23 protein-coding genes and 1 riboswitch are annotated in these 23,812 nt (G+C 71.6%); of the genes, 14 read left to right on the plus strand and 9 right to left on the minus strand.

Annotated elements, in window-relative coordinates:
• From ACGF3J_RS27050 to ACGF3J_RS27060, 3 genes are all read left to right on the plus strand, one after another.
• A partial coding sequence (locus ACGF3J_RS27050) for a cbb3-type cytochrome c oxidase subunit I (RefSeq protein WP_393854974.1) occupies nt 1-849 on the plus strand: 849 nt, incomplete at its 5' end.
• Complete coding sequence (locus tag ACGF3J_RS27055; protein WP_064727489.1) at nt 846-1,244, plus strand: cytochrome c oxidase subunit 4; 399 nt, start codon at nt 846-848, stop codon at nt 1,242-1,244. The genes ACGF3J_RS27050 and ACGF3J_RS27055, both read left to right, overlap by 4 nt.
• 127 nt (nt 1,245-1,371) lie before the next feature.
• Nucleotides 1,372-2,649, plus strand: a complete 1,278-nt coding sequence (locus ACGF3J_RS27060; protein WP_393854975.1) for an Ig-like domain-containing protein — start codon at nt 1,372-1,374, stop codon at nt 2,647-2,649.
• A gap of 111 nt (nt 2,650-2,760) precedes the next feature.
• Here the strand turns inward: ACGF3J_RS27060 and ACGF3J_RS27065 are convergent, their stop codons facing one another.
• Nucleotides 2,761-3,162, minus strand: a complete 402-nt coding sequence (locus ACGF3J_RS27065) for a response regulator transcription factor (protein ID WP_122614988.1) — start codon at nt 3,160-3,162, stop codon at nt 2,761-2,763.
• Nucleotides 3,163-3,369: 207 nt separating this feature from the next.
• On the opposite strand from ACGF3J_RS27065, the gene ACGF3J_RS27070 reads away from it, so the two are divergent.
• The 6 genes from ACGF3J_RS27070 to ACGF3J_RS27095 all read left to right on the plus strand — a co-directional run bounded on the left by ACGF3J_RS27070 (nt 3,370) and on the right by ACGF3J_RS27095 (nt 10,464).
• A complete protein-coding gene (locus ACGF3J_RS27070; RefSeq protein ID WP_064727486.1) occupies nt 3,370-3,990 on the plus strand; it encodes a heme-copper oxidase subunit III in 621 nt (206 codons plus the stop codon).
• Between the two features lie 65 nt (nt 3,991-4,055).
• Nucleotides 4,056-4,865, plus strand: a complete 810-nt coding sequence (locus ACGF3J_RS27075; RefSeq protein WP_064727485.1) for a c-type cytochrome — start codon at nt 4,056-4,058, stop codon at nt 4,863-4,865.
• The gene (locus ACGF3J_RS27080) at nt 4,862-5,920 is read left to right on the plus strand and encodes a ubiquinol-cytochrome c reductase iron-sulfur subunit (protein ID WP_307011479.1); all 1,059 of its coding nucleotides are present in this window, start codon (nt 4,862-4,864) and stop codon (nt 5,918-5,920) included. The genes ACGF3J_RS27075 and ACGF3J_RS27080 overlap by 4 nt, the downstream gene beginning before the upstream one ends.
• Entirely contained in the window at nt 5,917-7,554 is a 1,638-nt protein-coding gene (locus ACGF3J_RS27085) for a cytochrome bc complex cytochrome b subunit (RefSeq protein WP_161328658.1), read from the plus strand. Before ACGF3J_RS27080 ends, ACGF3J_RS27085 begins: the two co-directional genes overlap by 4 nt.
• A gap of 130 nt (nt 7,555-7,684) precedes the next feature.
• Nucleotides 7,685-8,749 (plus strand): anthranilate phosphoribosyltransferase, encoded by a 1,065-nt coding sequence (trpD, locus tag ACGF3J_RS27090; RefSeq protein ID WP_393854976.1) that lies wholly within the window; start codon nt 7,685-7,687, stop codon nt 8,747-8,749.
• Between the two features lie 78 nt (nt 8,750-8,827).
• Nucleotides 8,828-8,944, plus strand: a riboswitch (SAM riboswitch).
• A 146-nt stretch (nt 8,945-9,090) separates the two neighbouring features.
• Nucleotides 9,091-10,464 carry an aminotransferase class V-fold PLP-dependent enzyme gene (locus ACGF3J_RS27095; protein ID WP_393854977.1) on the plus strand — a complete coding sequence of 458 codons (1,374 nt, stop codon included), beginning with the start codon at nt 9,091-9,093 and terminating at the stop codon, nt 10,462-10,464.
• Here ACGF3J_RS27095 and ACGF3J_RS27100 read toward each other — a convergent pair.
• From ACGF3J_RS27100 to ACGF3J_RS27130, 7 genes are all read right to left on the minus strand, one after another.
• Nucleotides 10,398-11,666, minus strand: a complete 1,269-nt coding sequence (locus ACGF3J_RS27100; protein ID WP_393854978.1) for a glycerate kinase — start codon at nt 11,664-11,666, stop codon at nt 10,398-10,400. The genes ACGF3J_RS27095 and ACGF3J_RS27100 overlap by 67 nt on opposite strands.
• An 11-nt stretch (nt 11,667-11,677) precedes the next feature.
• The gene (locus tag ACGF3J_RS27105) at nt 11,678-13,093 is read right to left on the minus strand and encodes an SLC13 family permease (protein ID WP_393854979.1); all 1,416 of its coding nucleotides are present in this window, start codon (nt 13,091-13,093) and stop codon (nt 11,678-11,680) included.
• Nucleotides 13,094-13,150: 57 nt separating this feature from the next.
• Entirely contained in the window at nt 13,151-13,816 is a 666-nt protein-coding gene (locus ACGF3J_RS27110) for a response regulator transcription factor (protein WP_393854980.1), read from the minus strand.
• 19 nt (nt 13,817-13,835) lie between these two features.
• Complete coding sequence (locus ACGF3J_RS27115; RefSeq protein ID WP_393854981.1) at nt 13,836-15,308, minus strand: ATP-binding protein; 1,473 nt, start codon at nt 15,306-15,308, stop codon at nt 13,836-13,838.
• Nucleotides 15,247-15,543, minus strand: coding sequence for a small secreted hydrophilic protein (locus tag ACGF3J_RS27120; protein WP_393854982.1), 297 nt, complete (start codon nt 15,541-15,543; stop codon nt 15,247-15,249). The genes ACGF3J_RS27115 and ACGF3J_RS27120 overlap by 62 nt, the downstream gene beginning before the upstream one ends.
• 87 nt (nt 15,544-15,630) lie before the next feature.
• On the minus strand, nt 15,631-15,912 hold the full coding sequence (locus ACGF3J_RS27125) for an Lrp/AsnC family transcriptional regulator (RefSeq protein WP_122614980.1): 282 nt from the start codon (nt 15,910-15,912) through the stop codon (nt 15,631-15,633).
• Nucleotides 15,909-16,670, minus strand: coding sequence for a rhomboid family intramembrane serine protease (locus ACGF3J_RS27130; protein ID WP_393854983.1), 762 nt, complete (start codon nt 16,668-16,670; stop codon nt 15,909-15,911). The genes ACGF3J_RS27125 and ACGF3J_RS27130 overlap by 4 nt, the downstream gene beginning before the upstream one ends.
• Before the next feature lie 157 nt (nt 16,671-16,827).
• On the opposite strand from ACGF3J_RS27130, the gene ACGF3J_RS27135 reads away from it, so the two are divergent.
• From ACGF3J_RS27135 to ACGF3J_RS27155, 5 genes are all read left to right on the plus strand, one after another.
• Nucleotides 16,828-17,067 (plus strand): hypothetical protein, encoded by a 240-nt coding sequence (locus tag ACGF3J_RS27135; RefSeq protein ID WP_064727475.1) that lies wholly within the window; start codon nt 16,828-16,830, stop codon nt 17,065-17,067.
• 63 nt (nt 17,068-17,130) lie between these two features.
• Entirely contained in the window at nt 17,131-18,474 is a 1,344-nt protein-coding gene (locus ACGF3J_RS27140) for an NYN domain-containing protein (RefSeq protein WP_393854984.1), read from the plus strand.
• Nucleotides 18,475-18,705: 231 nt separating this feature from the next.
• Nucleotides 18,706-19,746 (plus strand): C40 family peptidase, encoded by a 1,041-nt coding sequence (locus tag ACGF3J_RS27145; RefSeq protein ID WP_161328673.1) that lies wholly within the window; start codon nt 18,706-18,708, stop codon nt 19,744-19,746.
• A 213-nt stretch (nt 19,747-19,959) separates the two neighbouring features.
• Nucleotides 19,960-20,994 (plus strand): NlpC/P60 family protein, encoded by a 1,035-nt coding sequence (locus ACGF3J_RS27150; RefSeq protein ID WP_393854985.1) that lies wholly within the window; start codon nt 19,960-19,962, stop codon nt 20,992-20,994.
• A 71-nt stretch (nt 20,995-21,065) separates the two neighbouring features.
• A complete protein-coding gene (locus ACGF3J_RS27155) occupies nt 21,066-22,259 on the plus strand; it encodes a hypothetical protein (protein ID WP_346346100.1) in 1,194 nt (397 codons plus the stop codon).
• Nucleotides 22,260-22,467: 208 nt separating this feature from the next.
• Here ACGF3J_RS27155 and ACGF3J_RS27160 read toward each other — a convergent pair whose 3' ends face one another.
• Entirely contained in the window at nt 22,468-23,709 is a 1,242-nt protein-coding gene (locus ACGF3J_RS27160) for a glycosyltransferase family 87 protein (RefSeq protein ID WP_161328675.1), read from the minus strand.
• Nucleotides 23,710-23,812 lie beyond the last annotated feature (103 nt).

Genomic DNA, 23,812 nt, shown 5'->3' on the forward strand with positions numbered 1-23,812 from the left:
TACACGGGTCTGGTCGCGGCCACCATCGCGATCGCGGGTCTGTCGGTGACGGTGTGGGCGCACCACATGTACGTCACGGGCGGCGTCCTGTTGCCCTTCTTCTCCTTCATGACCTTCCTGATCGCGGTCCCGACCGGTGTGAAGTTCTTCAACTGGATCGGCACCATGTGGAAGGGCTCGCTGTCCTTCGAGACACCGATGCTGTGGTCCACCGGCTTCCTGATCACCTTCCTCTTCGGTGGTCTGACCGGTGTCATCCTGGCCTCGCCGCCGCTGGACTTCCACGTCTCGGACTCGTACTTCGTGGTGGCGCACTTCCACTACGTGGTGTTCGGCACGGTGGTGTTCGCGATGTTCGCGGGCTTCCACTTCTGGTGGCCGAAGTTCACCGGCAAGCTGCTGGACGAGCGCCTGGGCAAGATCACGTTCTGGACGCTCTTCGTCGGCTTCCACGGCACGTTCCTGGTCCAGCACTGGCTGGGTGCCGAGGGCATGCCGCGCCGGTACGCCGACTACCTGGCGGCCGACGGCTTCACCGCCCTGAACACGATCTCGACGATCAGCTCGTTCCTGCTCGGCGCGTCGATCCTGCCGTTCTTCTACAACATCTGGAAGACGGCCAAGTACGGCAAGCCGGTCGAGGTGGACGACCCGTGGGGCTACGGGCGTTCGCTGGAGTGGGCGACCTCCTGCCCGCCGCCGCGGCACAACTTCCTCACCCTGCCGCGCATCCGCAGCGAATCCCCGGCGTTCGACCTGCACCACCCCGAGATCTCGGCGATCGACCAGCTGGAGAACGTCGGTCACGGGGAGAAGACCCTCGCCGGCGGCAAGGAGGCCGGGAAGTGAAGATCCAGGGCAAGATGTTCATCTGGTTGAGCGTCTTCATCCTCGTCGTGGCGGTCGTCTACGGCTACTGGTCCAAGGAGCCGGCCGGCACCACGGCGCTCTTCCTGGCCTTCGGCCTGTCCATCATGATCGGCTTCTACCTGGCCTTCACGGCCAAGCGGGTCGACGTCGGTGCGCAGGACAACAAGGAGGCGGACGTCGCGGACGACGCCGGCGAGGTCGGGTTCTTCAGCCCGCACAGCTGGCAGCCGCTCGCGCTCGGTCTCGGCGGTGCGCTCGCCTTCCTGGGCGTGGCCGTCGGCTGGTGGATCATGTACTTCTCGGCACCGGTGATCCTGGTCGGCCTGTTCGGCTGGGTCTTCGAGTACTACCGCGGTGAGAACCGCACCCAGTAGCACGCGCTGAGCACAGAGGGGCCCGGACACTCCGTCAGGAGGTCCGGGCCCTTCGTATGCCGGACGCCATTCACTCGTCCGGATTACCCACCGTGCCGTCCTTGACGTGGCTCCCTAGCGTGAGGTCATGAGCGACACGGTTCACTTCCAGGCGCGGGGGCGTACGGTCGTCGGCTGCACCCTGCTGGTGATGGCCCTCGGCGCGGGCGTCACCGCCTGCACCGGCGACAACGACAACCCGCTGTCCGCCTCGCCCTACGACGCGGCCGGCCAGATCTCCTTCAACGGCCCCACGGACGCCGGGAAGAAGGCCGACCCGGACAAACCCCTGGAGGTCGTGGCCGAGGGCGCCGACGGGCGCATCACGGACGTCACGGCCATGGACGCGTCCGGCCGCTACGTCGCCGGTGAGCTGTCCGCGGACGGCGCCCGCTGGCACAGCACCTCACCCCTGGCCGCCAACGCCAGCTACACGGTGCGGGTCAGCACCGAGGACGACGACGGGGCGCCCGGCCGCAAGGTGCTCACCTTCGAGACGGGCAAGCCCGGCGCCAAGAAGACGCTGGGCATCACCTTCGGGCCCAAGGCGGGCGCGTACGGGGTCGGCCAGCCCGTCACCGCGGAGCTGAGCCAGCCGGTCCGGGACAAGGCGCAGCGGGCCATAGTGGAGCGTGCGCTGAAGGTGGACTCCACGCCCGCGGTGGAGGGCGCGTGGCACTGGGTGGACGACAAGAAGCTCCACTACCGCCCGAAGGAGTTCTGGCCCGCGCACGCGACCATCGAGGTCCGCAGCACCCTCGACGGCATCAAGGTCGGCGACCGGATGTGGGGCGGCGCGGCCAAGCCCTTGAAGATCACCACGGACGACCGGGTGGTGGCCGTCACCGACGCCGCCGCACACACGCTGACGCTCTTCCAGGACGGCAAGGAGATCAAGCAGATCCCGGTCACCACCGGCAAGCCCGGCTTCGACACCCGCAACGGCGTCAAGGTCGTCCTCGGCAAGGAACCCTTCGTACGCATGCGCAGCACCACCGTGGGCATCGCCGAGGGCTCCTCGGAGTCGTACGACCTGCCGGTCCACTTCGCCACCCGGGTCACCTGGAGCGGCGAGTACGTGCACGCCGCCCCCTGGTCCGTCGGCTCCCAGGGCTCGGCCAACGTCAGTCACGGCTGCGTCGGCATGAGCACCGCCAACGCGGAGTGGTTCTTCAAGGCCGTCCAGGAGGGCGACCTCGTGGAGGTGGTCAACTCCGGCGGCGAGATGATGGAGCCGTTCGGCAACGGCTTCGGCGACTGGAACCTGGACTGGAACAAGTGGCGCACGGGCAGCGCCCTGACGGGCGGCACGGGAACCGCCTCGAACAACCAGGAGACGGCCCGCCTACGCCCGACAGTGGTTTGACCCACCCAGGGGCGCGGGGCTGTGTCGATATGCGGCTCCGCCGCGTGGGCGCGACAAGCCACGACGCAGCCGCACCCGCCACACAACCCGCGCCCCCACCCCCTGGGCGCCCTAAACGCCCTGAAGCCTCTTCTCCCGCAACAGCGCCGCCAGCGCACCCGCGAACTCCACCGGCTCCACCGGCAGCGTCACAGCGGCCTCCGCCCGGCTCCACGTGGCCAGCCACGCGTCCTGCGGCCGCGCGATCAGCAGCAGCACCGGCGGGCACATGAAGACCTCGTCCTTGATCTGGCGGCAGACCCCCATGCCGCCCATGGGAACGGCCTCCCCGTCCAGCACGCAGACGTCGATCCCGCCCTTGTCCAGCTCCTTGATCACGGCGGCGGGGGTGGCGCACTCCACGAACTCGACCACGGGGACGTCCGGAGCCGGCCGGCGGCCGGTCGCGAGCCGCACCTGTTCGCGGGTGTTGGAGTCGTCGCTGTAGACCAGCACCGTGGCGGTCGCCTGCATGCTTCCTCCGATACGCGGTGAAGACCGGTAAGGCAGTCGTGGCTGTCGTAGCCCGTTGGGGCGGATGCTACTCCCTTGAACACCTCGTCAACACCGGTTGGGACACGCCTTCGACGGGCCGTTCGATGGGCCATACGGGCAGTACAGACGGGGCGGACACTCCGAACGGCACCCCCCGGGGTGAGGGCGGGATAAGCGACCGACATAATGTCGGTCGTGGCGACAGCAACGACAGTAGAAACCGGGCACGCGCACCCGTCGGTCAACCGGCCGAACCTCACCAGCGTCGGAACCATCATCTGGTTGAGTTCCGAGCTGATGTTCTTCGCGGCCCTCTTCGCGATGTACTTCACCCTGCGATCGGTGACCGGCCCGGACTTCTGGTCCGAGAAGGCCGACGCGCTGAACTTCCCGTTCTCCGCGACGAACACCACGATCCTGGTGCTCTCCTCCCTCACCTGCCAGCTCGGCGTGTTCGCGGCCGAGCGCGGTGACGTGAAGAAGCTCCGGATGTGGTTCATCGTCACCTTCGTGATGGGTGCGATCTTCATCGGCGGTCAGGTGTTCGAGTACACCGAGCTGGTCAAGCACGAGGGTCTCTCGCTCTCGTCCGACCCGTACGGCTCGGCGTTCTACCTGACCACCGGCTTCCACGGACTGCACGTGACGGGCGGCCTCATCGCCTTCCTGCTGGTCCTCGGCCGCACCTACGCGGCCCGGAGGTTCACCCACGAGCAGGCGACCGCGGCCATCGTCGTGTCCTATTACTGGCACTTCGTCGATGTCGTCTGGATCGGCCTCTTCGCCACGATCTACATGATCAAGTAGTCGCGGCACGCACCCGCGCAATACCAGAAGCATCGACGCAGAAGATCCTGACACCGGGGTAATCCGTGAAAAAGCTCTCCGCACGACGACGCCATCCGCTGGCGGCGCTCGTCGTCCTACTCCTCGCGCTGGCATGCACAGGGGGGCTGTACGCCGCGTTCGCACCCGCGAGCAAGGCGCAGGCCGATGAAACCGCCCAGTCCCTCGCCATCGACGAGGGCAAGAAGCTCTACGCCGTCGGCTGTGCCAGTTGCCACGGCACCGGAGGGCAGGGCACCACCGACGGCCCGAGCCTGGTGGGCGTGGGCGCCGCCGCCGTCGACTTCCAGGTCGGCACGGGCCGCATGCCGGCCCAGCAGCCCGGCGCGCAGGTCCCGAAGAAGAAGGTCATCTACTCCCAGGCGGAGATCGACCAGCTCGCGGCCTACATCGCCTCGCTGGGTGCCGGTCCCGCCGTCCCCTCGGAGGAGAAGTACGGCCCGGAGGGCGCGGACATCGCCAAGGGCGGCGAGCTGTTCCGCACCAACTGCGCGCAGTGCCACAACTTCACCGGCAAGGGCGGCGCCCTGACGCACGGCAAGTACGCGCCGACCCTCGAGGGTGTCGACCCCAAGCACATCTACGAGGCCATGCAGACCGGCCCGCAGAACATGCCCTCCTTCCCCGACACCACGCTGTCGGAGCAGAACAAGAAGGACATCATCGCCTACCTGGACGCGGTCAACGGTGACGACACCGTCGAGCCCGGTGGCCTCAGCCTCGGCGGACTGGGTCCGGTCAGCGAGGGTCTGTTCGCGTGGGTCTTCGGACTGGGCGCGCTGATCGCGGTCGCCGTCTGGGTCGCCGCTCGGACCGCAAAGGCCAAGAAGTCATGAGTAGCCAAGACATTCCAGAAGAGAACCTGCCCGCTGAGCAGGGCCACGCGCACGGTGCGGTGAAGGTCGCGGACGAGGAGAACCCGTTCGCCGACCCGGGGCTGCCGCCCCACGAGCACCGGATCCAGGACATCGACGAGCGGGCCGCCAAGCGGTCCGAGCGCACGGTCGCCCTGCTGTTCACGGTGTCGATGCTGGCCACCGTCGGCTTCATCGCCTCGTTCGTGGCGATCCCGGTCGACAAGCCGGTCTACATCTGGCCGCTCGGTCACATCAGCGCGCTGAACTTCGCGCTCGGCATGACGCTCGGCGTCGCGCTGTTCGCGATCGGCGCGGGCGCGGTCCACTGGGCCCGCACCCTGATGTCCGACGAGGAGGTCGCCGACGAGCGGCACGCGATCGAGGCCGACACCGAGACCCGTGCCAAGGTCCACGCGGACTTCAAGCAGGGCGCCAAGGAGTCCGTGATCGGGCGCCGCAAGCTGATCCGCAACACGATGCTGGGCGCGCTCACCCTGGTGCCGCTCTCCGGCGTCGTCCTGCTGCGCGACCTCGGCCCGCTGCCCGGCACCAGCCTCCGCCACACCATGTGGTCCAAGGGCAAGCTGCTCGTCAACATGAACACCAACGAGCCGCTGCGTCCCGCCGACGTCGCGGTGGGCTCCCTCACCTTCGCCAAGCCCGAGGGCCTGGAGGAGCACGACGAGGGGTTCATGAACGAGATCGCCAAGGCGGCCCTGATGATCATCCGGCTGGAGCCGGACGCCATCAAGGACAAGCGCGAGCTCGAGTGGTCGCACGAGGGCATCGTGGCGTACTCGAAGATCTGCACCCACGTCGGTTGCCCGATCTCCCTGTACGAGCAGCAGACGCACCACGCGCTCTGCCCCTGCCACCAGTCCACCTTCGACCTTGCCGACGGTGCCCGGGTGATCTTCGGTCCCGCGGGTCACGCCCTGCCGCAGCTGCGCATCGGCGTGAACGACGAGGGGTACCTCGAAGCGCTCGGCGACTTCGACGAGCCCGTCGGTCCTTCCTTCTGGGAGCGCGGATGAGTACTACACCCAACGAAGCCCCGCGCTCTCGCGGGAAGGCACCGGCCGGCGAGCGCGTCGCCGACTGGGCCGACGGCCGGCTGGGGATCTACTCCCTGGCCAAGGCCAACATGCGCAAGATCTTCCCCGACCACTGGTCGTTCATGCTGGGTGAGATCTGCCTCTACAGCTTCATCATCATCATCCTCACGGGTGTGTACCTGACGCTGTTCTTCCACCCGTCGATGAACGAGGTCACGTACCACGGCTCGTACGTGCCCCTCCAGGGCCAGCTGATGAGTGAGGCGTACGCCTCCACGCTGGACATCAGCTTCGACGTCCGCGGCGGTCTGCTCATCCGGCAGATCCACCACTGGGCGGCGCTGATCTTCCTGGCAGGCATGTTCGTGCACATGATGCGCGTCTTCTTCACCGGCGCGTTCCGCAAGCCGCGTGAGATCAACTGGCTGTTCGGCTTCCTGCTGCTCGTCCTCGGCATGTTCACCGGCTTCACCGGTTACTCGCTCCCGGACGACCTGCTCTCCGGCACCGGTATCCGCTTCATGGAGGGCGCGATCCTGTCCGTGCCGATCGTCGGCACGTACATCTCGTTCTTCCTGTTCGGCGGGGAGTTCCCCGGACACGACTTCGTGGCCCGGTTCTACTCGATCCACATCCTGCTGCTGCCGGGCATCATGCTCGGCCTGGTGGTCGGCCACCTGATCCTGGTCTTCTACCACAAGCACACGCAGTTCGCGGGTCCCGGCAAGACCAACAAGAACGTCGTCGGCATGCCGCTGCTGCCGGTGTACATGGCGAAGGCCGGAGGCTTCTTCTTCCTGGTCTTCGGTGTGATCGCCGCCGTCTCGGCCATCGCCACGATCAACCCGATCTGGGCCATCGGCCCCTACCGGCCGGACCAGGTCTCCACCGGCGCACAGCCCGACTGGTACATGGGCTTCTCCGAGGGCCTGATCCGCGTGATGCCGGGCTGGGAGATCAACTTCTGGGGTCACACCCTCGCGCTGGGTGTGTTCATCCCGCTGCTGATCTTCCCGCTGGTGCTGGTCGCGATCGCGGTCTACCCGTTCATCGAGTCCTGGGTCACCGGGGACAAGCGCGAGCACCACATCCTGGACCGCCCGCGCAACGCCCCGACGCGCACCGCCTTCGGCGTCGCCTGGATGACCGTGTACTTCGTGCTGCTGATCGGTGGCGGCAACGACCTGTGGGCCACCCACTTCCACCTGTCGATCAACGCGATCACCTGGTTCGTCCGCATCGCGTTCTTCGTCGGACCGGTCCTCGCGTTCATCGCCACCAAGCGGATCTGCCTCGGCCTCCAGCGCCGGGACAAGGAGAAGGTGCTGCACGGCCGCGAGTCGGGCATCATCAAGCGCCTGCCGCACGGTGAGTTCATCGAGGTGCACGAGCCGCTCAGCCAGGAGCAGCTGCACACCCTCACCGCGCACGACCAGTACAAGCCGGCCGAGATCGGCCCGACGGTCGACGAGAACGGCGTCGAGCGCAAGGTGTCGCGCGGCGAGAAGCTCCGCGCCAAGCTGAGCGAGTCGTACTACGGCGAGGAGTCGCAGATTCCGAAGCCGACCGTCGAGGAGTACAAGGAGATCACGAGCGGCCACGGCCACCACTGACCCTCCTGCGTCGCCACACCACGGTCGAAGGGCCCCGTCCGTTCCGCGGACGGGGCCCTTCGCCGTGCCCGGGGCTGGATAGGGTGGGACCACACCTCTTCTCCACTACTCACGACCATCAGGAGCGGCCATGAGCGCTGTGACCCCCGCTGGAGGCGACACCGCGGGCGGCCGCTCCTGGCCCGCCCTGCTGAACCGGCTGCTGGACGGCCACGACCTCTCCCAGGACGACACCGCCTGGGCACTGGACGTGATCATGCGCGGGGAGGCGACCGACGCGCAGATCGCCGGCCTCGCGGTGGGCCTGAGGTTCAAGGGCGAGACCGTCGAGGAGATCTCCGGTCTGGTCCGCACCATGTACGCGCACGCCAACGTCATCGAGGTGCCGGGCGACACCGTCGACATCGTCGGGACCGGGGGCGACGGCGCCAAGACGGTCAACATCTCCACCATGTCGGCGATCGTCGTGGCCGGCACCGGCGCGAAGGTCGTCAAGCACGGCAACCGGGCGGCCTCCTCCGCGTCGGGGGCCTCCGACGTCCTGGAGAAGCTCGGCGTCAATCTGGAGCTGACGCCGCAGCGGGTAGCCGAGGTCGCCGACGAGGCCGGCATCACCTTCTGCTTCGCCGTGAAGTTCCACCCGGCACTGCGCCACGTGGCCTCGGCGCGCGGTCAGCTCGGCATCCGCACGGTGTTCAACTTCCTCGGCCCGCTGACCAACCCGGCGAAGGTCAAGGCCCAGGCGATCGGCGTCGCCCACGCCCGGATGGCCCCGATCATCGCCGGTGTCTTCGCCGAGCGCGGCCACTCGTCCCTGGTCTTCCGGGGCGACGACGGCCTCGACGAGCTGACGACGACGGCCACCTCCCGGGTCTGGGTGGTGCGCGACGGCCGGGTGACCGAGGAGACCTTCGACCCGCGGGACGTCGGTCTCGACCTGGTACCGGTGGAAGCCCTGCGCGGCGCCGACGCCTCCTACAACGCCGACGTCGCCCGGCGCCTGCTGAACGGCGAGACGGGTCCCGTGCGGGACGCCGTGCTGCTGAACTCGGCGGCCGCCCTGGTCGCCCTGGAGGGCGGCGAGGGCCCGCTGGCGGAGCGCATCCGGGGCGGCATGGACCGGGCGGCCGAGGCGATCGACTCGGGCGCCGCCAAGCGCGCCCTGGACCGCTGGGTGGCTTGCAGCAACGCGTAGGCCCCACCGTGTGACGTGCGTCCCGCGATCCGGACTCGGGTTGCGGGACGCCGATCAGTTCCCATAGGTTTTTCGACAGGTCATGAGTGACAGTCATGAGGCCCCGGCCGACTGTCCGGCAACCCTCCGTCCGTGGCGGGGTGCCCCGGGTGAAGACCAGGTCGTGGACAGCAAGGTTCACGGCAAGCGCGGACCCCTCGCGGAACCAGGGGTCCTGGGTCGTCCGAGGGAGTCTCCCGTGAACCAGCGAATGCGATAGGGCCGCAGAGCCCCGCCTCCGCACACCTTCTTCTTCTCTTTCACAGCGCCCTGCTCCGCGCTGGTCCTCACGGGAGTCCGCCATGTCCGTACCCACCGCTGTCGCCACCCCGCTGCCCGTTCTGGGCCGCGACGTCACCGTCCCGCTCGTCACCGGCGGCGAGGTCACCTACGCCGCGCTCGACTACGCCGCCAGCGCCCCCGCGCTCCAGCGGGTCTGGGACGACGTGGCGGCCTACGCCCCGTACTACGGCAGCGTGCACCGCGGGGCCGGGTACCTGTCGCAGCTGTCGACCGACCTGTTCGAGAACGCCCGCGACACCGTCGCCGAGTTCCTCGGCTGCCGCGAGGACGACCAGGTCGTGTTCACCCGGTCCACCACCGACTCCCTCAACCTGCTCGCCGGCGCGCTGCCCGCCGGCTGCCGGGTCTTCGTCTTCGAGACCGAGCACCACGCCTCGCTGCTGCCCTGGCGCGACGCGGACGTGACCTACCTCGACGCCCCCCGCACCCACACCGAGGCCGTCGAGACCCTGGAGCGTGCCCTCGCCGCCCGCGAGCCGTACGGGCCCGCCCTGGTCTGCGTCACCGGAGCCTCCAACGTCACCGGCGAGCTGTGGCCGGTGCGCGAACTGGCCGCCGCCGCGCACGCGCACGGCGCCCGGATCGTGCTGGACGCCGCCCAGCTCGCCCCGCACCACCCGGTGAGCGTGCGCGACCTCGACGTCGACTGGGTCGCCTTCTCCGGGCACAAGCTGTACGCCCCGTTCGGCTCCGGCGTGCTGGCCGGCCGCGCCGACTGGCTGCGCGAGGCCGAGCCGTACCTCGCCGGCGGCGGTGCCAGCCGCAGCGTCACCCGGCGCGCCGACGGCGGTGTGGACGTGCGCTGGCACGAGAGCGCCGCCCGGCACGAGGCCGGGTCGCCCAACGTCATCGGCGCCTACTCGATCGCCTCCGCCTGCAAGGCGCTCACCGAGGCCGGGTTCGACTCGCTGGTCGCCCGCGAGGAGTACCTGATCGCCAAGGTGCGGGAGGGCCTCGCCGAGGTGCCCGAGGTACGGATTCTCTCCCTCTTCGGTGACGACGCGCCCCGCGTGGGCGTGCTCTCCTTCGTCGTCGACGGCTGGAACAGCTCCCACTTCGCCGCCGCGCTCTCCGCCGAGTACGGCATCGGGGTGCGCGACGGCCTGTTCTGCGCCCACCCGCTGGTGCGCACCCTGCTCGGCGGCGAGCCCGGGGCGCAGGGCGAGTGCGGCGCCCCGGAGGCGGCGCCGGGGGAGAAGTCCCTCAACGCCATCCGCGTGAGCTTCGGCGCGGGCACCCCGGACGAGCACGTCGAGCGGTTCGTGCACGCCGTCGGGGAGCTGGTCAGCGAGGGCGCCCGGTGGAGCTACCGCACCGAGGACGGCCGCTGCGTGCCGGACACCTCCGCCGCCCTGGGCAGCTCCGCCGCCTGAGCCGTCCGGCCCGGCAGCCGCGACCCCAGGAGAACCATCCGCAACGCCCGCTCCGTGGCGTCCGTCAGCAGCTCCGCGGCCCGCAGCAGCGCGTCCGCCAGGGCCATCGGCGCCGGCATGATGCCGTGGCAGGCGTCCACCCCCGGCACCTCGTGCGCGCCCTCGCCGAGCGTGCCGGCCAGGGCGAGGACGGGCCGGCCGTAGAGCTTGGCGCGCCGGGCCACCTCCGCCGGGACCTTGCCGCGCGGCGTCTGGTGGTCCAGGGCGCCCTCGGCGGTGAGCACCAGGTCGGCACGGGCGAGGCGGGCGTCCAGGTCGAGGTGGTCGAGCAGCACGTCGAAGCGGGGCAGCAGCCGGGCGCCGACCGCGGCCAGCCCGGCGCCGAGCCCGCCGGAGGCACCGGTGCCGGGGCCGTCCCGCAGGTCCGTGCCGATGACCCCGAGGTCGCGGGTGAGGACGCGCGCCCAGTTCTCCAGACCGGCCGACAACTGCTCCACCTGCGCGGGCGTCGCCCCCTTCTGCGGGCCGAACACCCGGGCCACGCCCCGCTCGCCGCACAGCACGTTGTAGGGGTTGCAGGCGACGAGCAGCTCGGTGTCCCTCAGCCGCGGGTCCAGGCCGGACGGATCGACGCGGGCCAGGCGGACCAGCTCGCGTCCGCCGGGCGGCAGTTCGAAGCCGTCCGCGTCCAGCAGCCGCGCCCCGAGCGCCTGGAGCGCCCCCGCGCCCCCGTCCGACGTACCGGAGTCGCCGCAGCCGACCAGGATCCGCCGCACCCCGGTGTCGAGCGCGGCACCGATCAGCTCGCCGACGCCGTACGTGGTCGTCGCGCCGGGGTCGCGCAGGGCTCGGGGGACGAGGGACAGACCCGCGACCGCGGCCATCTCCACCACCGCCGTGTCCCGGCCGCCGAGCAGCGCGAAGTGGGTGCCGACGGGCTCGCCGACCGGTCCGGTGGCGGCCAGCGCGACCAGCCGCCCGCCAGTCGCGGCGGCCAGCGCCACGGCCGTGCCCTCACCGCCGTCGACCAGCGGGATCCGGTCGATCTCGGCGGCCGGCAGCACCCGGCGGACACCGGCCGCGATGGCGTCGGCGGCGGCCTGCGCGGACAGGGACTCCTTGAAGCCGCTGGGGGCGACGACGACGCGGCCCAGCAGGGAGGGGGGTGAGGGCGCTGAGGACATGGCGAACGTGGCGGACATGGCGGACTCCTTCATCGGGTGACGGGCACGCCGAGCAGCGGCCAGACGGCGGCGGCGAAGAACAGCACGAGCAGGGCGGTCAGCGGGGCCAGGACGGCGGACAGCCGCAACAGGTCGCGCGGGGTGTAGGTGGGGGTGCCGGGGAGGTCGGAGAAGAGCGTGACCGGCTTGGCGGAGGCCGGCAGCGTGTGGCAGAAGCCGGCCGCGGCGGTCGACGCGAGCGCCGCCGCGACCGGGTTGACCCCCGCGCCGACGGCCGCGGCGATCACCAGCGGGACCAGCACGGACGAGCGCGCCGAGCGGGACTGGAGGACCAGGTGGGCCGCCGTGCTCACCGCGACCACGACCCCGAGGAAGACGGCCGGCGCCACGTGGGCGGGCAGCCCCGACACCAGCCACTTCGCCGCCCCGGAGTCCGCCAGCGCCACGCCCATCGCCATGGTCGCCGCCATGAACAGCAGCAGCGACCAGGGCACCGTCTTCAGCGCGTCCTTGAGCCGTACGGTGCCCAGCGCGGGGGAGGAGGCGACGACCGCCCCGATCAGCGCCACCACGGCGGGCGACACGTGGTGCAGGGGCTCGCTGCACCACAGCGCCACCACCGTCGCCAGCAGCAGGGCGCAGCGCTTCTCCGCCTGCGTCCAGGGGCCGGTGACCGGGCTCTCGCTGTGCCGCTGTATCTCCTCGGCGGTGATGTGGACCGGGCCCGCGCGGTCGGCGCGGCGCGTGGTGGTCAGCAGCACGGTCTCGGCGGCCAGATGGGAGGACGCCACCGCCAGCGGCAGCCCCAGCAGCAGCCACTGCGTGAACCCGATCCGGTCACCGGTCGCCTCCCACAGCACCGACACGGTGATCAGGTGCGCTCCCGCGCCGATCAGGGTGGCGACCGCCGACAGCAGGATCACCGTCGGGAACAGCAGCGCCAGCATCACCACCAGCCGCTTCCGGTCCGCGAGGGCCTTGGCGAGCGCCAGGAACACCGGCAGCGCGAGCGCCGCCCGGCCCGACGTGGCCGGCACCGCGAACGCGGTCACGACCAGCGCGGCCGTCGTCAGGTGCGTCAACTGCCGTACGGTGCGCGCCCCACCGACCAGGAACGCCGCCGCCCGACCGGCGAGCCCGGTCCGCGCGACCGCGGCCGCCAGCACGAAGGCGCAGATCAGCAGCCACACCGTGGCGTCCCCGAGGGTGCCGAAGAGGGTGTCGCTGCTGATCACTCCGGTCGCGGTCAGCGCGAGCCCCGCGCCCAGCGCGATGTACGTGTCGTCGATCGGCGTGCCGATCCAGGCACAGGTCGCCAGCGCGAACACGGCCAGGGTGAGCCGCGCGTCGCCGCCCAGGGCGGGGAAGTTGGCGGGGACCGCCAGCAGCGCGCACAGGGACAGCGCCACGCACAGGGCCGCCGCGAGGCGGAGGTTCAACGTCACGTCATCGAGGGTTCACGGGTGCGGTGAGCCGTCGATGAGCGTCACATGAAGGAAACTTCACCAGGCCGGCAGCCGGTACCCCATCCCGCGCACGGTCTCCACCTGCTGCGCCCCGAGCTTCTTGCGCAGCGCCCGCACGTAGACGTCCACGATGTTGGAGCCCGGGTCGAAGTCGTAGCCCCACACGTGCGACAGGATCTGCTCGCGGGAGAGTACCTGCCCCGGATGGCGCAGGAACAGTTCCAGGAGCACGAACTCACGGGCCGTCAGGTCGACCGTACGCCCCTGGGAGCGGGCCCGGCGGGTGCGCAGGTCGAGGCTGAGCGCCCCCGACTTCAGCACCGTCACCTCCGGTGCGCGGGCCGCCGTACGCAGCCGCAGCCGCACCCGGGCGAGCAGTTCCTCGAAGCGGAAGGGTTTGGTCATCCAGTCGTCGGCGCCGCCCTCCAGGCCGGCCACCGTGTCCCGGACCGAGTCCCGGGCGGTCAGCACGATCACCGGGGTCGTCACCCGGGCCTCGCGCAGCTCGCGCAGGACGGTGAAGCCGTCCCGGCCGGGCAGCCCGATGTCCAGTACGACCAGGTCGAAGCCGCCGGTGAGGGCGTACTCGTAGGCGGTCTCGCCGTCGCCGACGGCGGCGGTGGTGAAGCCGTTGGCGCGCAGGCCCTTCTCGACGAAGGAGGCGATGCGCTCCTCGTCCTCGACGATGAGGATGCGGTTCATGGGCGTGCCTCTTCCGGAGTCAGTCCAGTGTCAGTACGAAGGTGGCGCCGCCGCCCTCGGTGGCGCGCAGGCCGACCCGGCCGCCGTGGCCCTCGGCGATCGCGCGGACGATCGACAGGCCGAGCCCGGCGCCCGTGCCGCGCACCCCGCGCCGGGCCGTGCCGCGCCGGAACCGTTCGAAGATCACCTCGGCGTCCTGCGCCTGGACACCGGGGCCGGAGTCGGCGACGTACAGCTCGACGCGGGCGCCGTCGGTGCGGGAGCCGATGCGGATGGTCTGGCCGGTGGTGGTGTGCTGCACCGCGTTCTGCGCGAGCTGCACCATGGCCTGCGTGACCCGCTGCGGGTCGAGCCGTGCCTCCCGGTCGGCGACCTCCGCCAGTACCCAGTCCCGGTCCCCGAGGGTGCGGGCCTTGACGTAGACGTCGGCGGTGAGTTCGGCCAGCTGCACCGGTTCGGGGGTGACGAAGTCGGGGCGTTCGGCCTTGGCGAGCAGCAGCAGGTCCTCGACGATGCGGCTCATCCGGTCCAGTTCGTCGGTGACGAGCCGGACGGTCTCCTCGCGCTCAGCGGGCTCGTCGCCCATCAGCTCCAGGTGACCGCGCACGATGGTGATGGGGGTGCGCAGTTCGTGGCCGGCGTCGTCGACGAACCGGCGCTGGGTGGCGAAGGCGCGCTCCAGCCGGTCCAGCATGGCGTTGAAGGTCTCGGCCAGGGCGGCGACGTCGTCGTGGCCGTGCACCGGGATGCGCCGGGTCAGGTCCTGCTCGGTGAGCTGCGCGGCCGTGGCGCGCACGAGCCGCACCGGTTTGAGGATGCGGCCGGCGACCACCCAGGCGATGCCGGTCGTCATCAGCAGGGCGACGCCGGAGATGGCGAGCAGGACGCGGAACACCTCGTCCGCGCGGGCCTGTTCGCGCCCCGGGTGGAAGGCGACCACGAAGGCGGCCGCCGGTTCGCCGCCGTAGCGGGCCACGGTGACCTTGGCCCAGCGGATCTCGCCCTCGGGCCGCTCCAGGGTGCCGGTGGAGTCGGGCGAGGCGTGGATGCGGCGCCGGGCGTCGGCGTCCTCGTGCAGGGGGCGGTCGACCGGGATCTCGCGCTGCTGGATGATCTGGGTGGGCCTGCTGCCCACCTCGCCCACCAGACCGACGAGTTCCTCGTCCAGGTCGGCGTACTGCCGCTCCAGGAAGACCCGCAGCAGCCGGCCCGGGTCGGTGAAGGGGCGGCCGGTCTCCGGGTCGAACCCCTGCTCCTCGAAGTTGGCGAACTCGCCGGCCTCCTGCGCGAGCAGGCCGTTGATCCGCTGGTCGGTGTCGCGCAGCAGGATCGAGCGGGTGGTCGCCGCCACCGAGGCGAGCGCGACCGCCATCACGAGCAGCAGCCAGAGCAGGATGCGGACCCGGGCCGAGATCCGTCGGCGTTCACGGTCAGCCGTCGGCCCCGTCGTCTCCGGTTCCGTCGTCGGCCTCCCGGCCCCGGTCGTCGTCATCGTCGTCATCCGAAGGGCCGTCCGTCACCGGCGGCCGGGTCACCACCTGGTCGCTGGGCGTGGGCTCGGGCGAGGAGGAGGCCGGTGCCGGGCTGGGGGAGCCGCTCTCCAGCTCCACCTTGGCCGGGACCCTCGGCTCCTGCGGACTGTCGGTGAGGGCGAAACTGGTCGCGGCGATACCGAGTGGAATCAGGACGACGGCGGCGAGTGCCGCCATCCGGCGGGAGAAGACCATACGTCCGATGCTGCGCCCGGAACCCGGTGGTTCCGATGAGTCCCGCATGAAGAACCCTTCATCCGCGACGGCCCGCGGAGCGTCGGCTCAGCTGTCGAGCCCGATGGCGAACGCCGCCTCCAGGTCGTGCTGCGAGTACGTCCGGAACGCGACGTGGGTGTCGGTGCCCTCCACGCCCGGGATCTTGCTGATCCGGCCCGGGATGACGTCGGCCAGGTCCTCGTGCCGGCTCACCCGCACCATGGCGATCAGGTCGTAGGTGCCGGTGACGGAGAAGACCTCGCTGACGCTCTCCAGCGCGGCGATCTGCTCCGCGATCTCGGGAATCCGGTCCACGCTGGTCTTGATGAGCACGATCGCGCTGATCACGGCTGGTTCTCTCCCTCGGGGGCCGCCACTGGAACGCTCTTCACTCTAGTCGTACGCCCGAACCGCACCCACGCGTAAGTGAAGCCCAGGCCGAAGCCCACCAGGTGGGCGAGGTACGCCACCCCCGGGCCGTCGCCCGCGCGGCCCGCCGCCATCCACTGGAGGGCCGCCCAGAACGGGAGGACCAGCCAGGCCGGGAAGCGCAGGGGCAGGAAGAGGAGAAAGGGCAGGAGGCTGGTCACCCGGGCGCGGGGGAAGAGGAACAGGAACGCGCCGAGGATCGCCGAGATCGCCCCGGAGGCGCCGACCAGGGACTGCTGGGAGTGGGCGTTCGCACCCGCGTAGCCGAGCAGCGCCAGGTAGCCGCAGCCGAGGTAGAACAGGGCGAACTGCAACCGGCCCATGCGCTCCTCGGTCATCGCGCCGAAGACGTACAGGAAGAGCATGTTGCCCAGCAGATGCACCCAGCTGCCGTGGACGAACAGCGCCGTGGCGGGGGTGAGCGCGGAACCGGGGGAGCCCTCGAACAGTTCTGCGGGGATCACGCCCCAGCGCCGGAAGTACGCGCGCTGCGCGGCCAGCAGCTCCTCCCCGGTGCCGTACACCGGATTGAGGCCCGCCGCCGGGCTGACCAGGAACAGCACACAGCAGAGCGTGATCAGCGTGTACGTCACCGGCGCCGTGCGGCCCCGTGGCGCAAGGGCCGTGCCGAGCGTTCGAGCCGTCCCGAGGGCCGTCCTGCTCCAGTTACCGATCATGGACACAGAGCATGACGTAACGGGCCGCAACCGCCCATACCGCCTCGCCGCCGTGGACACGCGGGCGACGGGTACCCGCCAGGCCGTAGGGTTACGAGCCACACGCACCGGGGGAGCCCGGCGCGTCACCGACACTGGAAGAGAGCGAACAGCCACGATGACGGTTCCCCTGCCGACGGACACGACACGGTGGCGCTGCACCCTGTGCGGCAACCTGACCCGATTCGACGTGACCCGGGCCTCGAAGGTCGTCGAGTACGTCCACCTCGACCTGGCCGGCGAGCCGAAGGTCGAGGAGCGCGAGGTGCTCAGCGAGACCGTCGAGTCGGTGCGGTGCCGCTGGTGCAACGCCGTGGACCAGGTGGAACTCGTGGACAGGCCGGGTGCCGCCTCCTGAGCGGAGCGGTTCCCGCACGAGGCGGTCCCCGGCCGGGACCGCCCTGAGACATGGGGATGACGGATGGTGGAGACACACGACGGGGAGCCGGGCGACGGCGCCGCCGAGGTGCTCGACCGCCCGCTGCCCGACGGCGTGCGCCGCAGAGTCGTGCAGATCGTGTCCGACGGCTTCGGTGGACTCACCCTCGCCGAGCTGCCCGCACAGCTGAGGCAGTACGCCAGGTTCGCCCCCAACCGCAGGGCCAAGTTCGCCGGCAACGCCATGGCCGCCGCCGTGGAGAGCGACCCGCTGTTCCGCCAGCGCATCGGCGAGAAGTTCCGCGACGCCCAGCCTGAGCTGGCCGGCGCCCTGGAAGCCGGCTCCCCGCCGCCCGCCGCCGACCCGCTCGACGTGGCCGCCGCGGCCTACGTGCTGCGCCCGCACGGCTGGGTGAAGCTGGTGACCGCGGCCGGCGAGGAGGCCCAGCGCGCGGACGCCGAACGCGCCGACGAGGAGAGCCGCGCCGAGCTGGAGCGGCTGCACGAGGAGCTGGCCCGGGCCCGGGAGCACACCCGGACGGAGACCGAGCGGCTGCGCGCCGAGCTGGATTCGGCGAAGAAGGAGACCGAGACGCTCCACCGCAAGCTGCGCTCGGCCCTCAGCGACGTCAAGCGCGGCGAGGCCGCGCTGCGCAAGGTCCAGGCCGAGATGGACACCGTCCGCACCGAGGGTCAGACCCAGGTGTCCGCCGCCGAGAGCGAGTCCCGGCGGCTCAAGACCCGCCTCGGGGAGGCGGAGGCGGCCCTGGAGGCCACCCGCAAGGCGGCCCGCGAGGGGCGCAGCGTCGAGGACATGCGCGTCCGGCTGCTCCTGGACACCCTGCTGGACGCCACCCAGGGGCTGCGCAGGGAGCTGGCGCTGCCTCCGGTGTCCGTGCGGCCCGCCGAGACCGTGGACGCGGTCGAGCCCGGCCGGATGACGCCGAAGGACATCGCCGCGCGCGCCCTGTCCGAGAACGACCCCGCCATCCTCGACCAGTTGCTCGCCCTGCCCCAGGCCCACCTGGTCGTCGACGGCTACAACGTCACCAAGACCGGCTATCCCCAGATGCCGCTGGAGAAGCAGCGGCTCAGGCTGCTGGGCCAGCTCTCCCAGCTCGCCGCCCAGACCGGCGCCGAGATGACCTGCGTCTTCGACGGGGCCGAACTGGCGGCGCCGGTGCTGCTCGCGCCGCCGCGCGGAGTGCGGGTGCTCTTCTCCAAGCCCGGCGTCACCGCCGACGAGCTGATCCGCCAACTCGTGCGCGCCGAGCCGCCGGGACGGCCCGTCATCGTCGTCTCGACCGACCGCGAGGTGGCCGACGGCGTGGCGCGCGCCGGCGCACGCCCGGTGGCGTCCGTGGTGCTCCTCAAGCGGCTTTCCTAGCCGCTCATTCACTTCCGCACCAACCGCAACGTAGGCGCCCTATGCCTGAATTGACGGAACTGTCACGCAACGTAGCGTCAGGCAAGCGTCACTGCAGGTGAGTTGTGACGAAGAATGCGGTGCGTAACCAGGATTTTTCGGCGGAGGATTTGAACTGATCACGAGTGGGTCACTAGGGTCAGCCCTCGAACCCTCGAACGGGTGATCCCTCTCAAGAAGGAGCTCGTCTCCGTGGCGTCCCACCGTCGTCCCAAGCAGCCGAGCCGCACGCGCGTGACCGTGCTCACCACCGCTGCCGCCGCCGCTGTCGCTCTCAGCTCGCAGGCCGCCAACGCCGCGCCGAGCGAGAAGCCGAGCAAGGACGAGGTCAAGGCCAAGGTCGACAAGCTCTACGAGGAGGCCGAGAAGGCCACCGAGAAGTACAACGGCGCCAAGGAGAAGCAGGAGAAGCTCCAGAAGGAGATCTCCACCATCCAGGACAACGTCGCCCGCGGCCAGGAGGAGCTCAACGAGCTGCGCGACGGCCTCGGTTCGATGGCCAGCGCCCAGTACCGCTCCGGCGGCATCGACCCCTCCCTCCAGCTCTTCCTCTCCGCCGACCCGGACAACTACCTGGACAAGGCCTCCACCCTCGACCAGCTCAGCGGTCAGCAGGTCGAGGCGCTGAAGAAGATCCAGGGCAAGCAGCGCGACCTCGCCCAGCAGCGTTCCGAGGCGTCCGAGAAGCTCAAGGACCTCTCCGCCACCCGCACCGAACTGGGCAACAAGAAGAAGGAAGTCCAGGGCAAGCTCTCCTCCGCGCAGAAGCTGCTCAACACGCTCACCGCGAAGGAGAAGGCCGCGCTCGCCGCCGAGGAGCAGCGCGCCACCCGCAGCAGCGAGCGCGAGGTCCTCTCCGGCAAGGGGACGCCCGCCTCCGGCCGGGCCGCCGCCGCCTTCGCCGCCGCCCAGAGCAAGATAGGCACGCCGTACGTCTACGGCGCCACCGGCCCGTCCTCCTTCGACTGCTCGGGCCTGACCTCCTGGGCCTACGCCCAGGCCGGAGTCGGCATCCCGCGCACCTCCGAGGCGCAGACCGGCGCGGGTACCCGGATCTCCTCGATGAGCCAGCTCCAGGTCGGCGACCTCGTCTTCTTCTTCAACGACCTGCACCACGTCGGCCTCTACGCCGGCAACGGCCAGGTCCTGCACGCGCCGCGCACCGGCACGGTCGTGCGCTACGAGTCGATGAGCACCATCGGCGGCCCGTTCATGTTCGGCGTGCGGGTCTGACCCGGAGCACGCGCCACCCCTGAACCACCCCCGCCATGCCGCCCGTTCGGGCGAATCACGGCACGGCCCGTGGACCCCCCGCCCCGCCGGTGACCTGCGTCAGCGGCGGGGCGTCGCCGTGCGCGGCGCCCTGAGGTCGTTGGCCGGTGCCCCGTCACGGGGTTACTGTCTGCCGCGTTTCCCCGTCCGCCAGCGGAAGGAGTGCGGCTTCCCGTGGGGTCCCATCGCCGCCTTGCACCGTCCGGGCTCGATCGCGGCTCCGCCGCCGCCGTCGGCCTGCTCTCCGTCGCCGCCGCAGTCCTGGGCGCCGTACCGGCCACCGCCGCGCCCGCGGCCCCGGCCGCCCCGCAGGACGACCGGCGGGCGGAGGTGGACCGCCTGCACACCGAGGCGGAGCAGGCGACCGAGGCCTACAACAAGGCCGACGCGCGCACCGACGCCCTGCAGAAGGAGGTCGGCACCGCGCAGGACTCGATCGCCCGGCAGCAGGAGCGGATCAACTCCATGCGCGACGCGCTCGGTTCGCTGGCCGGCGCCCAGTACCGCTCCGGCGGCATCGACCCGTCGCTGGCCCTGCTGCTCTCCGCGAACCCGGACGAATACCTGGACCGGGCCTCCGTCCTCGACCGGATCTCCAGCCGCCACGCGGGCGAGCTGCGCGAACTCCAGCAGGCCATGCGCGACCTCGCCCAGGACCGCGCCGAGGCCGCCGGCAAGCTCGCCGAGCTGGAGAAGGGCCGCAAGGCCGTCGCCGCCCACAAGAAGACCGTGGAACGCAAGCTCGCCAAGGCGCGCGCGCTGGTCAACTCCCTCCCGGACGACGAACGCGCGGGCTACGAGCGCGGCTCCCGCTCCGGCCGCGCGGACCTGACCGCCCTCACCGGCGCCGGGGGCCCCGCCTCGGGCCGCGCGGGCGCCGCGTTCGCCGCCGCCCGCGCCGCCCTCGGCAAGCCGTACGTGTGGGGCGCCAACGGCCCCTCCGGCTTCGACTGCTCCGGCCTGACCCAGTGGGCGTACGCCCAGGCCGGGGTCGGCCTGCCGCGCACCTCGCAGGCGCAGTCCGGCAGCGGTCAGCGGGTCTCCCTGTCCGAGGCCCGGCCCGGCGACCTCGTCGCCTACCGCGACGACGCCAGCCACATCGGCATGTACGCCGGAAACGGCCAGGTGATCCACGCGCCCTACCCCGGCGCGCCGGTGCGCTACGACCCGGTCGGCATGATGCCGGTCTCCTCGATCACCCGCGTCTGACCCGCCGCGGCACCGGAATCCGGAACGCCGCCCTGTGACCCGTACCGCCACGCGCCCGTACGATCGGGAAGGTGGCTGGTCGATGGCGGGTGTCGGGTTCCTCGGTGGTGGCGCTGTGCCTGCTGCTGGTCGCCCTCGTGGCCTGCGGCGGCAGGGTCACCGCCGACCCGGTGCGGGCCGAGGTGCAGAAGGTGCTGGACCGGCGCGCGGCGGCCGTCCTCGGTCACGACCGGGCCGCCTACACCCGAACGGGCACCGGGACCGGCTTCGGCAACCTGAGCGCCATTCCGCTGGCCGACTGGTCGTACCGGGTGACCGACGTGGACCGCGGCGGCGACAACGCCACCGCCGAGGTCGAGCTGCGCTACCGCGTCGACGGCTACGACCGGGGAGCCGTGACCGCGCACCGCACCGTCGCGCTGAGCCGCGACGGCGCGGACGGGGAGTGGTCCGTCGACTCCGACCGGCCCGCGAAGGAGTCCGGCCAGCAGCCGTGGGACCAGGGTGTGGTGCGGGTGGTGCGCGGCACGCACAGCCTGGTGCTCGGCGTCGGGCAGTCCACCGGCGCCCTGCGCGCCTTCGCCGGCCTCGCCGACCGGGCGGTGCCCGCCGTCGACGACGCCTGGGACGGCGACTGGGCCCGCCGGGTCGTCGTGCTCGTCCCGCGGTCCGTGGAGGGCATGGCGGGCCTGCTGGGCTCGCCCGCCTCCTCCTACCGGGGCATCGCCGCGGTCACCACGGGGGAGACGGGCGGCCGGGAGCACGCCCCGGCGGACCGGATCATCGTCAACCCCGACGCGTACGGGCTGCTCGGCAGCCTCGGCAAGCAGGTCGTGCTCACCCACGAGACCACCCACGTCGCCACCCGCGCCGACACCACCGCCGCCACCCCGCTATGGCTCTCCGAGGGCTACGCCGACTGGGTCGGCTACCGCGGCAGCGACCGCGACCCCGACGAGGCCGCTCCCGAACTGCGGGGCGAGGTGTCCGGGGGCCGGGTGCCCGGCGCACTGCCGACGGACGAGGACTTCGGCTTCACCGCCGACGCCGGCGAACTGGCCCGCGCCTACGAGGGCGGCTGGCTGGCCTGCCGCATGATCGCCGATCAGTGGGGCGAGGACCGCCTGGACGCGTTCTACCGCGCCGTGGGCACGCACGACGAGCGCGCGGGCGCGGTGGAGGCGGCGATGGACGAGACCCTCGGGACGACACCCGAGGACTTCACGGCACGCTGGCGGGAGTACCTGCGCGGCGAGCTGGGCTGAGGCCGCCGGCTGAGCGGGTGGCGGGGGCGGGCCGGGCCCAAGCGGCCTGCTCCCGGGCGGGCAGGGGGCTCACGGAAGACGGGGTCGGCCGGGGGCGCGGCAGCGAGGTCGCCACACGGGGCCGTGGTACGACGGCGAAAGGGGCTGCGGGTCGAGCCGGGCTGCGCCGCCCCGGCTCCGCGGGTGGCGGTGACGGGAGAGGCGCGGGTCACGGTGCGACGGCGGGCGTGCCCCTGGGGTGAGTCGTGGTGAGCCGTTCGCTCCGGGCGGCGGGAGTGCGTCGCCGTGTGTCGCGCCACAGGGCGCGGGCCGCGATCAGGGCGGCGGCCACCAGCAGGCCGTTGCGGACGGCCAGGAGCGCGATGCCGAGAGGCGTGCTCGCCACGACGTCGGCGAACAGGACCGGGAACTCCAGCGCCGTCACCGGGGTCGCCGCCAGCACCAGCGCGGCCGGCACCCGCATCCGGGTCGCCCGGTAGCACCGGCAGACCGCCGCCAGGCCGACCAGCCACACCATGTACTGCGGACTGATCACCCGGCTCGTGACCGTGAACACCAGCACCGCCGCGAAGGCCGCGTCCGCCGCCGTGTGCGCCGCGAACCGGGCCGCCCGCAGCCGCCACAGGAGCAGCCAGCCGAAGCCGAGCGCGCTCAGCGCCAGGGCCACCGTGCTCACCGCGCCCACGTACGGTCCGAGGAACTCCACCGAGCCGTAGTTCAGCAGCACCTCGCCCTGCCAGCCGAAGTGCCGGGCGACGTGGAAGACCAGCGCCCCCAGCGACTCCACCTCGGTGCCCCGCTCACGCTGGAACGTCAGGAACGCGAACGCCCCCGGCATCGTCACCACGAACAGCGCGGCCAGCCCCGCCCCGCTCACCGCGGCGGCGATCCACGGCCCACGCCCCCGCATGCCGAGCAGCACCAGCGCCGGCCACACCTTCAGCAGCGCCCCGAGCGCCGCCAAGGCCCCCGCCACCCGCGGATGCCGCCCCGCGGCCAGCAGCGCGGCCACCGCGACGGCGGTGACCATCACGTCGTAGCGGGCGTACACCGTCGGGCCCAGCAGCGGCACGCCCACCACCCACACCCACGCCCCGCGCGGCGAGCGCCCCGCGCCCCGGCCCGCGTGCCGCAGCAGCGCCAGCACGGCCAGATCCACGGCACAGGCCAGGACGAAGAAGGCCGTGGCGTACGTCAGGAAGGGCAGCAGCCCCGGGGAGAGGACCGCGAAGGCCGCCGCCGGCGGGTACTGCCAGGTGACGTCGTCCAGCGGAAACGTTCCGGTGCGCAGGATGTCGCACCAGCCCCGGTAGATGACGGACACGTCGCTGGTGACGTCCGGACCGGGGAAGACCAGCACCTTCAGCACGAACAGCAGCAGCAACAGCCGTGTGGCGCCCCAGGCCGTCAGCAGCCACCGCGGTGACCGCCCCTCGTCCCTCGTCTCCACGTGCTCCCTGCCCGTCCGCGTCCGCCCTGCCGGTGCGGCCATGATGACCCGGACACCTGTGCACCTGCCACAGGACGCGGCCGGGCCCCGGCCCGCGCGGAGG

Origin of the sequence: Streptomyces sp. NPDC048171 (assembly GCF_043202655.1) — a bacterium.
Lineage (GTDB): Bacteria > Actinomycetota > Actinomycetes > Streptomycetales > Streptomycetaceae > Streptomyces.

What these genes read in the sequence shown, in the direction of transcription:
- ACGF3J_RS27060 (WP_393854975.1), top strand. Translation starts at nt 1,372, where the DNA reads ATGAGCGACACGGTTCACTTCCAGGCGCGGGGGCGTACGGTCGTCGGC.
- ACGF3J_RS27065 (WP_122614988.1), bottom strand. Translation starts at nt 3,162, where the DNA reads ATGCAGGCGACCGCCACGGTGCTGGTCTACAGCGACGACTCCAACACC.
- ACGF3J_RS27070 (WP_064727486.1), top strand. Translation starts at nt 3,370, where the DNA reads ATGTCGGTCGTGGCGACAGCAACGACAGTAGAAACCGGGCACGCGCAC.
- ACGF3J_RS27080 (WP_307011479.1), top strand. Translation starts at nt 4,862, where the DNA reads ATGAGTAGCCAAGACATTCCAGAAGAGAACCTGCCCGCTGAGCAGGGC.
- ACGF3J_RS27085 (WP_161328658.1), top strand. Translation starts at nt 5,917, where the DNA reads ATGAGTACTACACCCAACGAAGCCCCGCGCTCTCGCGGGAAGGCACCG.
- trpD (WP_393854976.1), top strand. Translation starts at nt 7,685, where the DNA reads ATGAGCGCTGTGACCCCCGCTGGAGGCGACACCGCGGGCGGCCGCTCC.
- ACGF3J_RS27095 (WP_393854977.1), top strand. Translation starts at nt 9,091, where the DNA reads ATGTCCGTACCCACCGCTGTCGCCACCCCGCTGCCCGTTCTGGGCCGC.
- ACGF3J_RS27100 (WP_393854978.1), bottom strand. Translation starts at nt 11,666, where the DNA reads ATGTCCGCCACGTTCGCCATGTCCTCAGCGCCCTCACCCCCCTCCCTG.
- ACGF3J_RS27110 (WP_393854980.1), bottom strand. Translation starts at nt 13,816, where the DNA reads ATGAACCGCATCCTCATCGTCGAGGACGAGGAGCGCATCGCCTCCTTC.
- ACGF3J_RS27115 (WP_393854981.1), bottom strand. Translation starts at nt 15,308, where the DNA reads ATGACGACGACCGGGGCCGGGAGGCCGACGACGGAACCGGAGACGACG.
- ACGF3J_RS27120 (WP_393854982.1), bottom strand. Translation starts at nt 15,543, where the DNA reads ATGGTCTTCTCCCGCCGGATGGCGGCACTCGCCGCCGTCGTCCTGATT.
- ACGF3J_RS27130 (WP_393854983.1), bottom strand. Translation starts at nt 16,670, where the DNA reads ATGATCGGTAACTGGAGCAGGACGGCCCTCGGGACGGCTCGAACGCTC.
- ACGF3J_RS27135 (WP_064727475.1), top strand. Translation starts at nt 16,828, where the DNA reads ATGACGGTTCCCCTGCCGACGGACACGACACGGTGGCGCTGCACCCTG.
- ACGF3J_RS27140 (WP_393854984.1), top strand. Translation starts at nt 17,131, where the DNA reads ATGGTGGAGACACACGACGGGGAGCCGGGCGACGGCGCCGCCGAGGTG.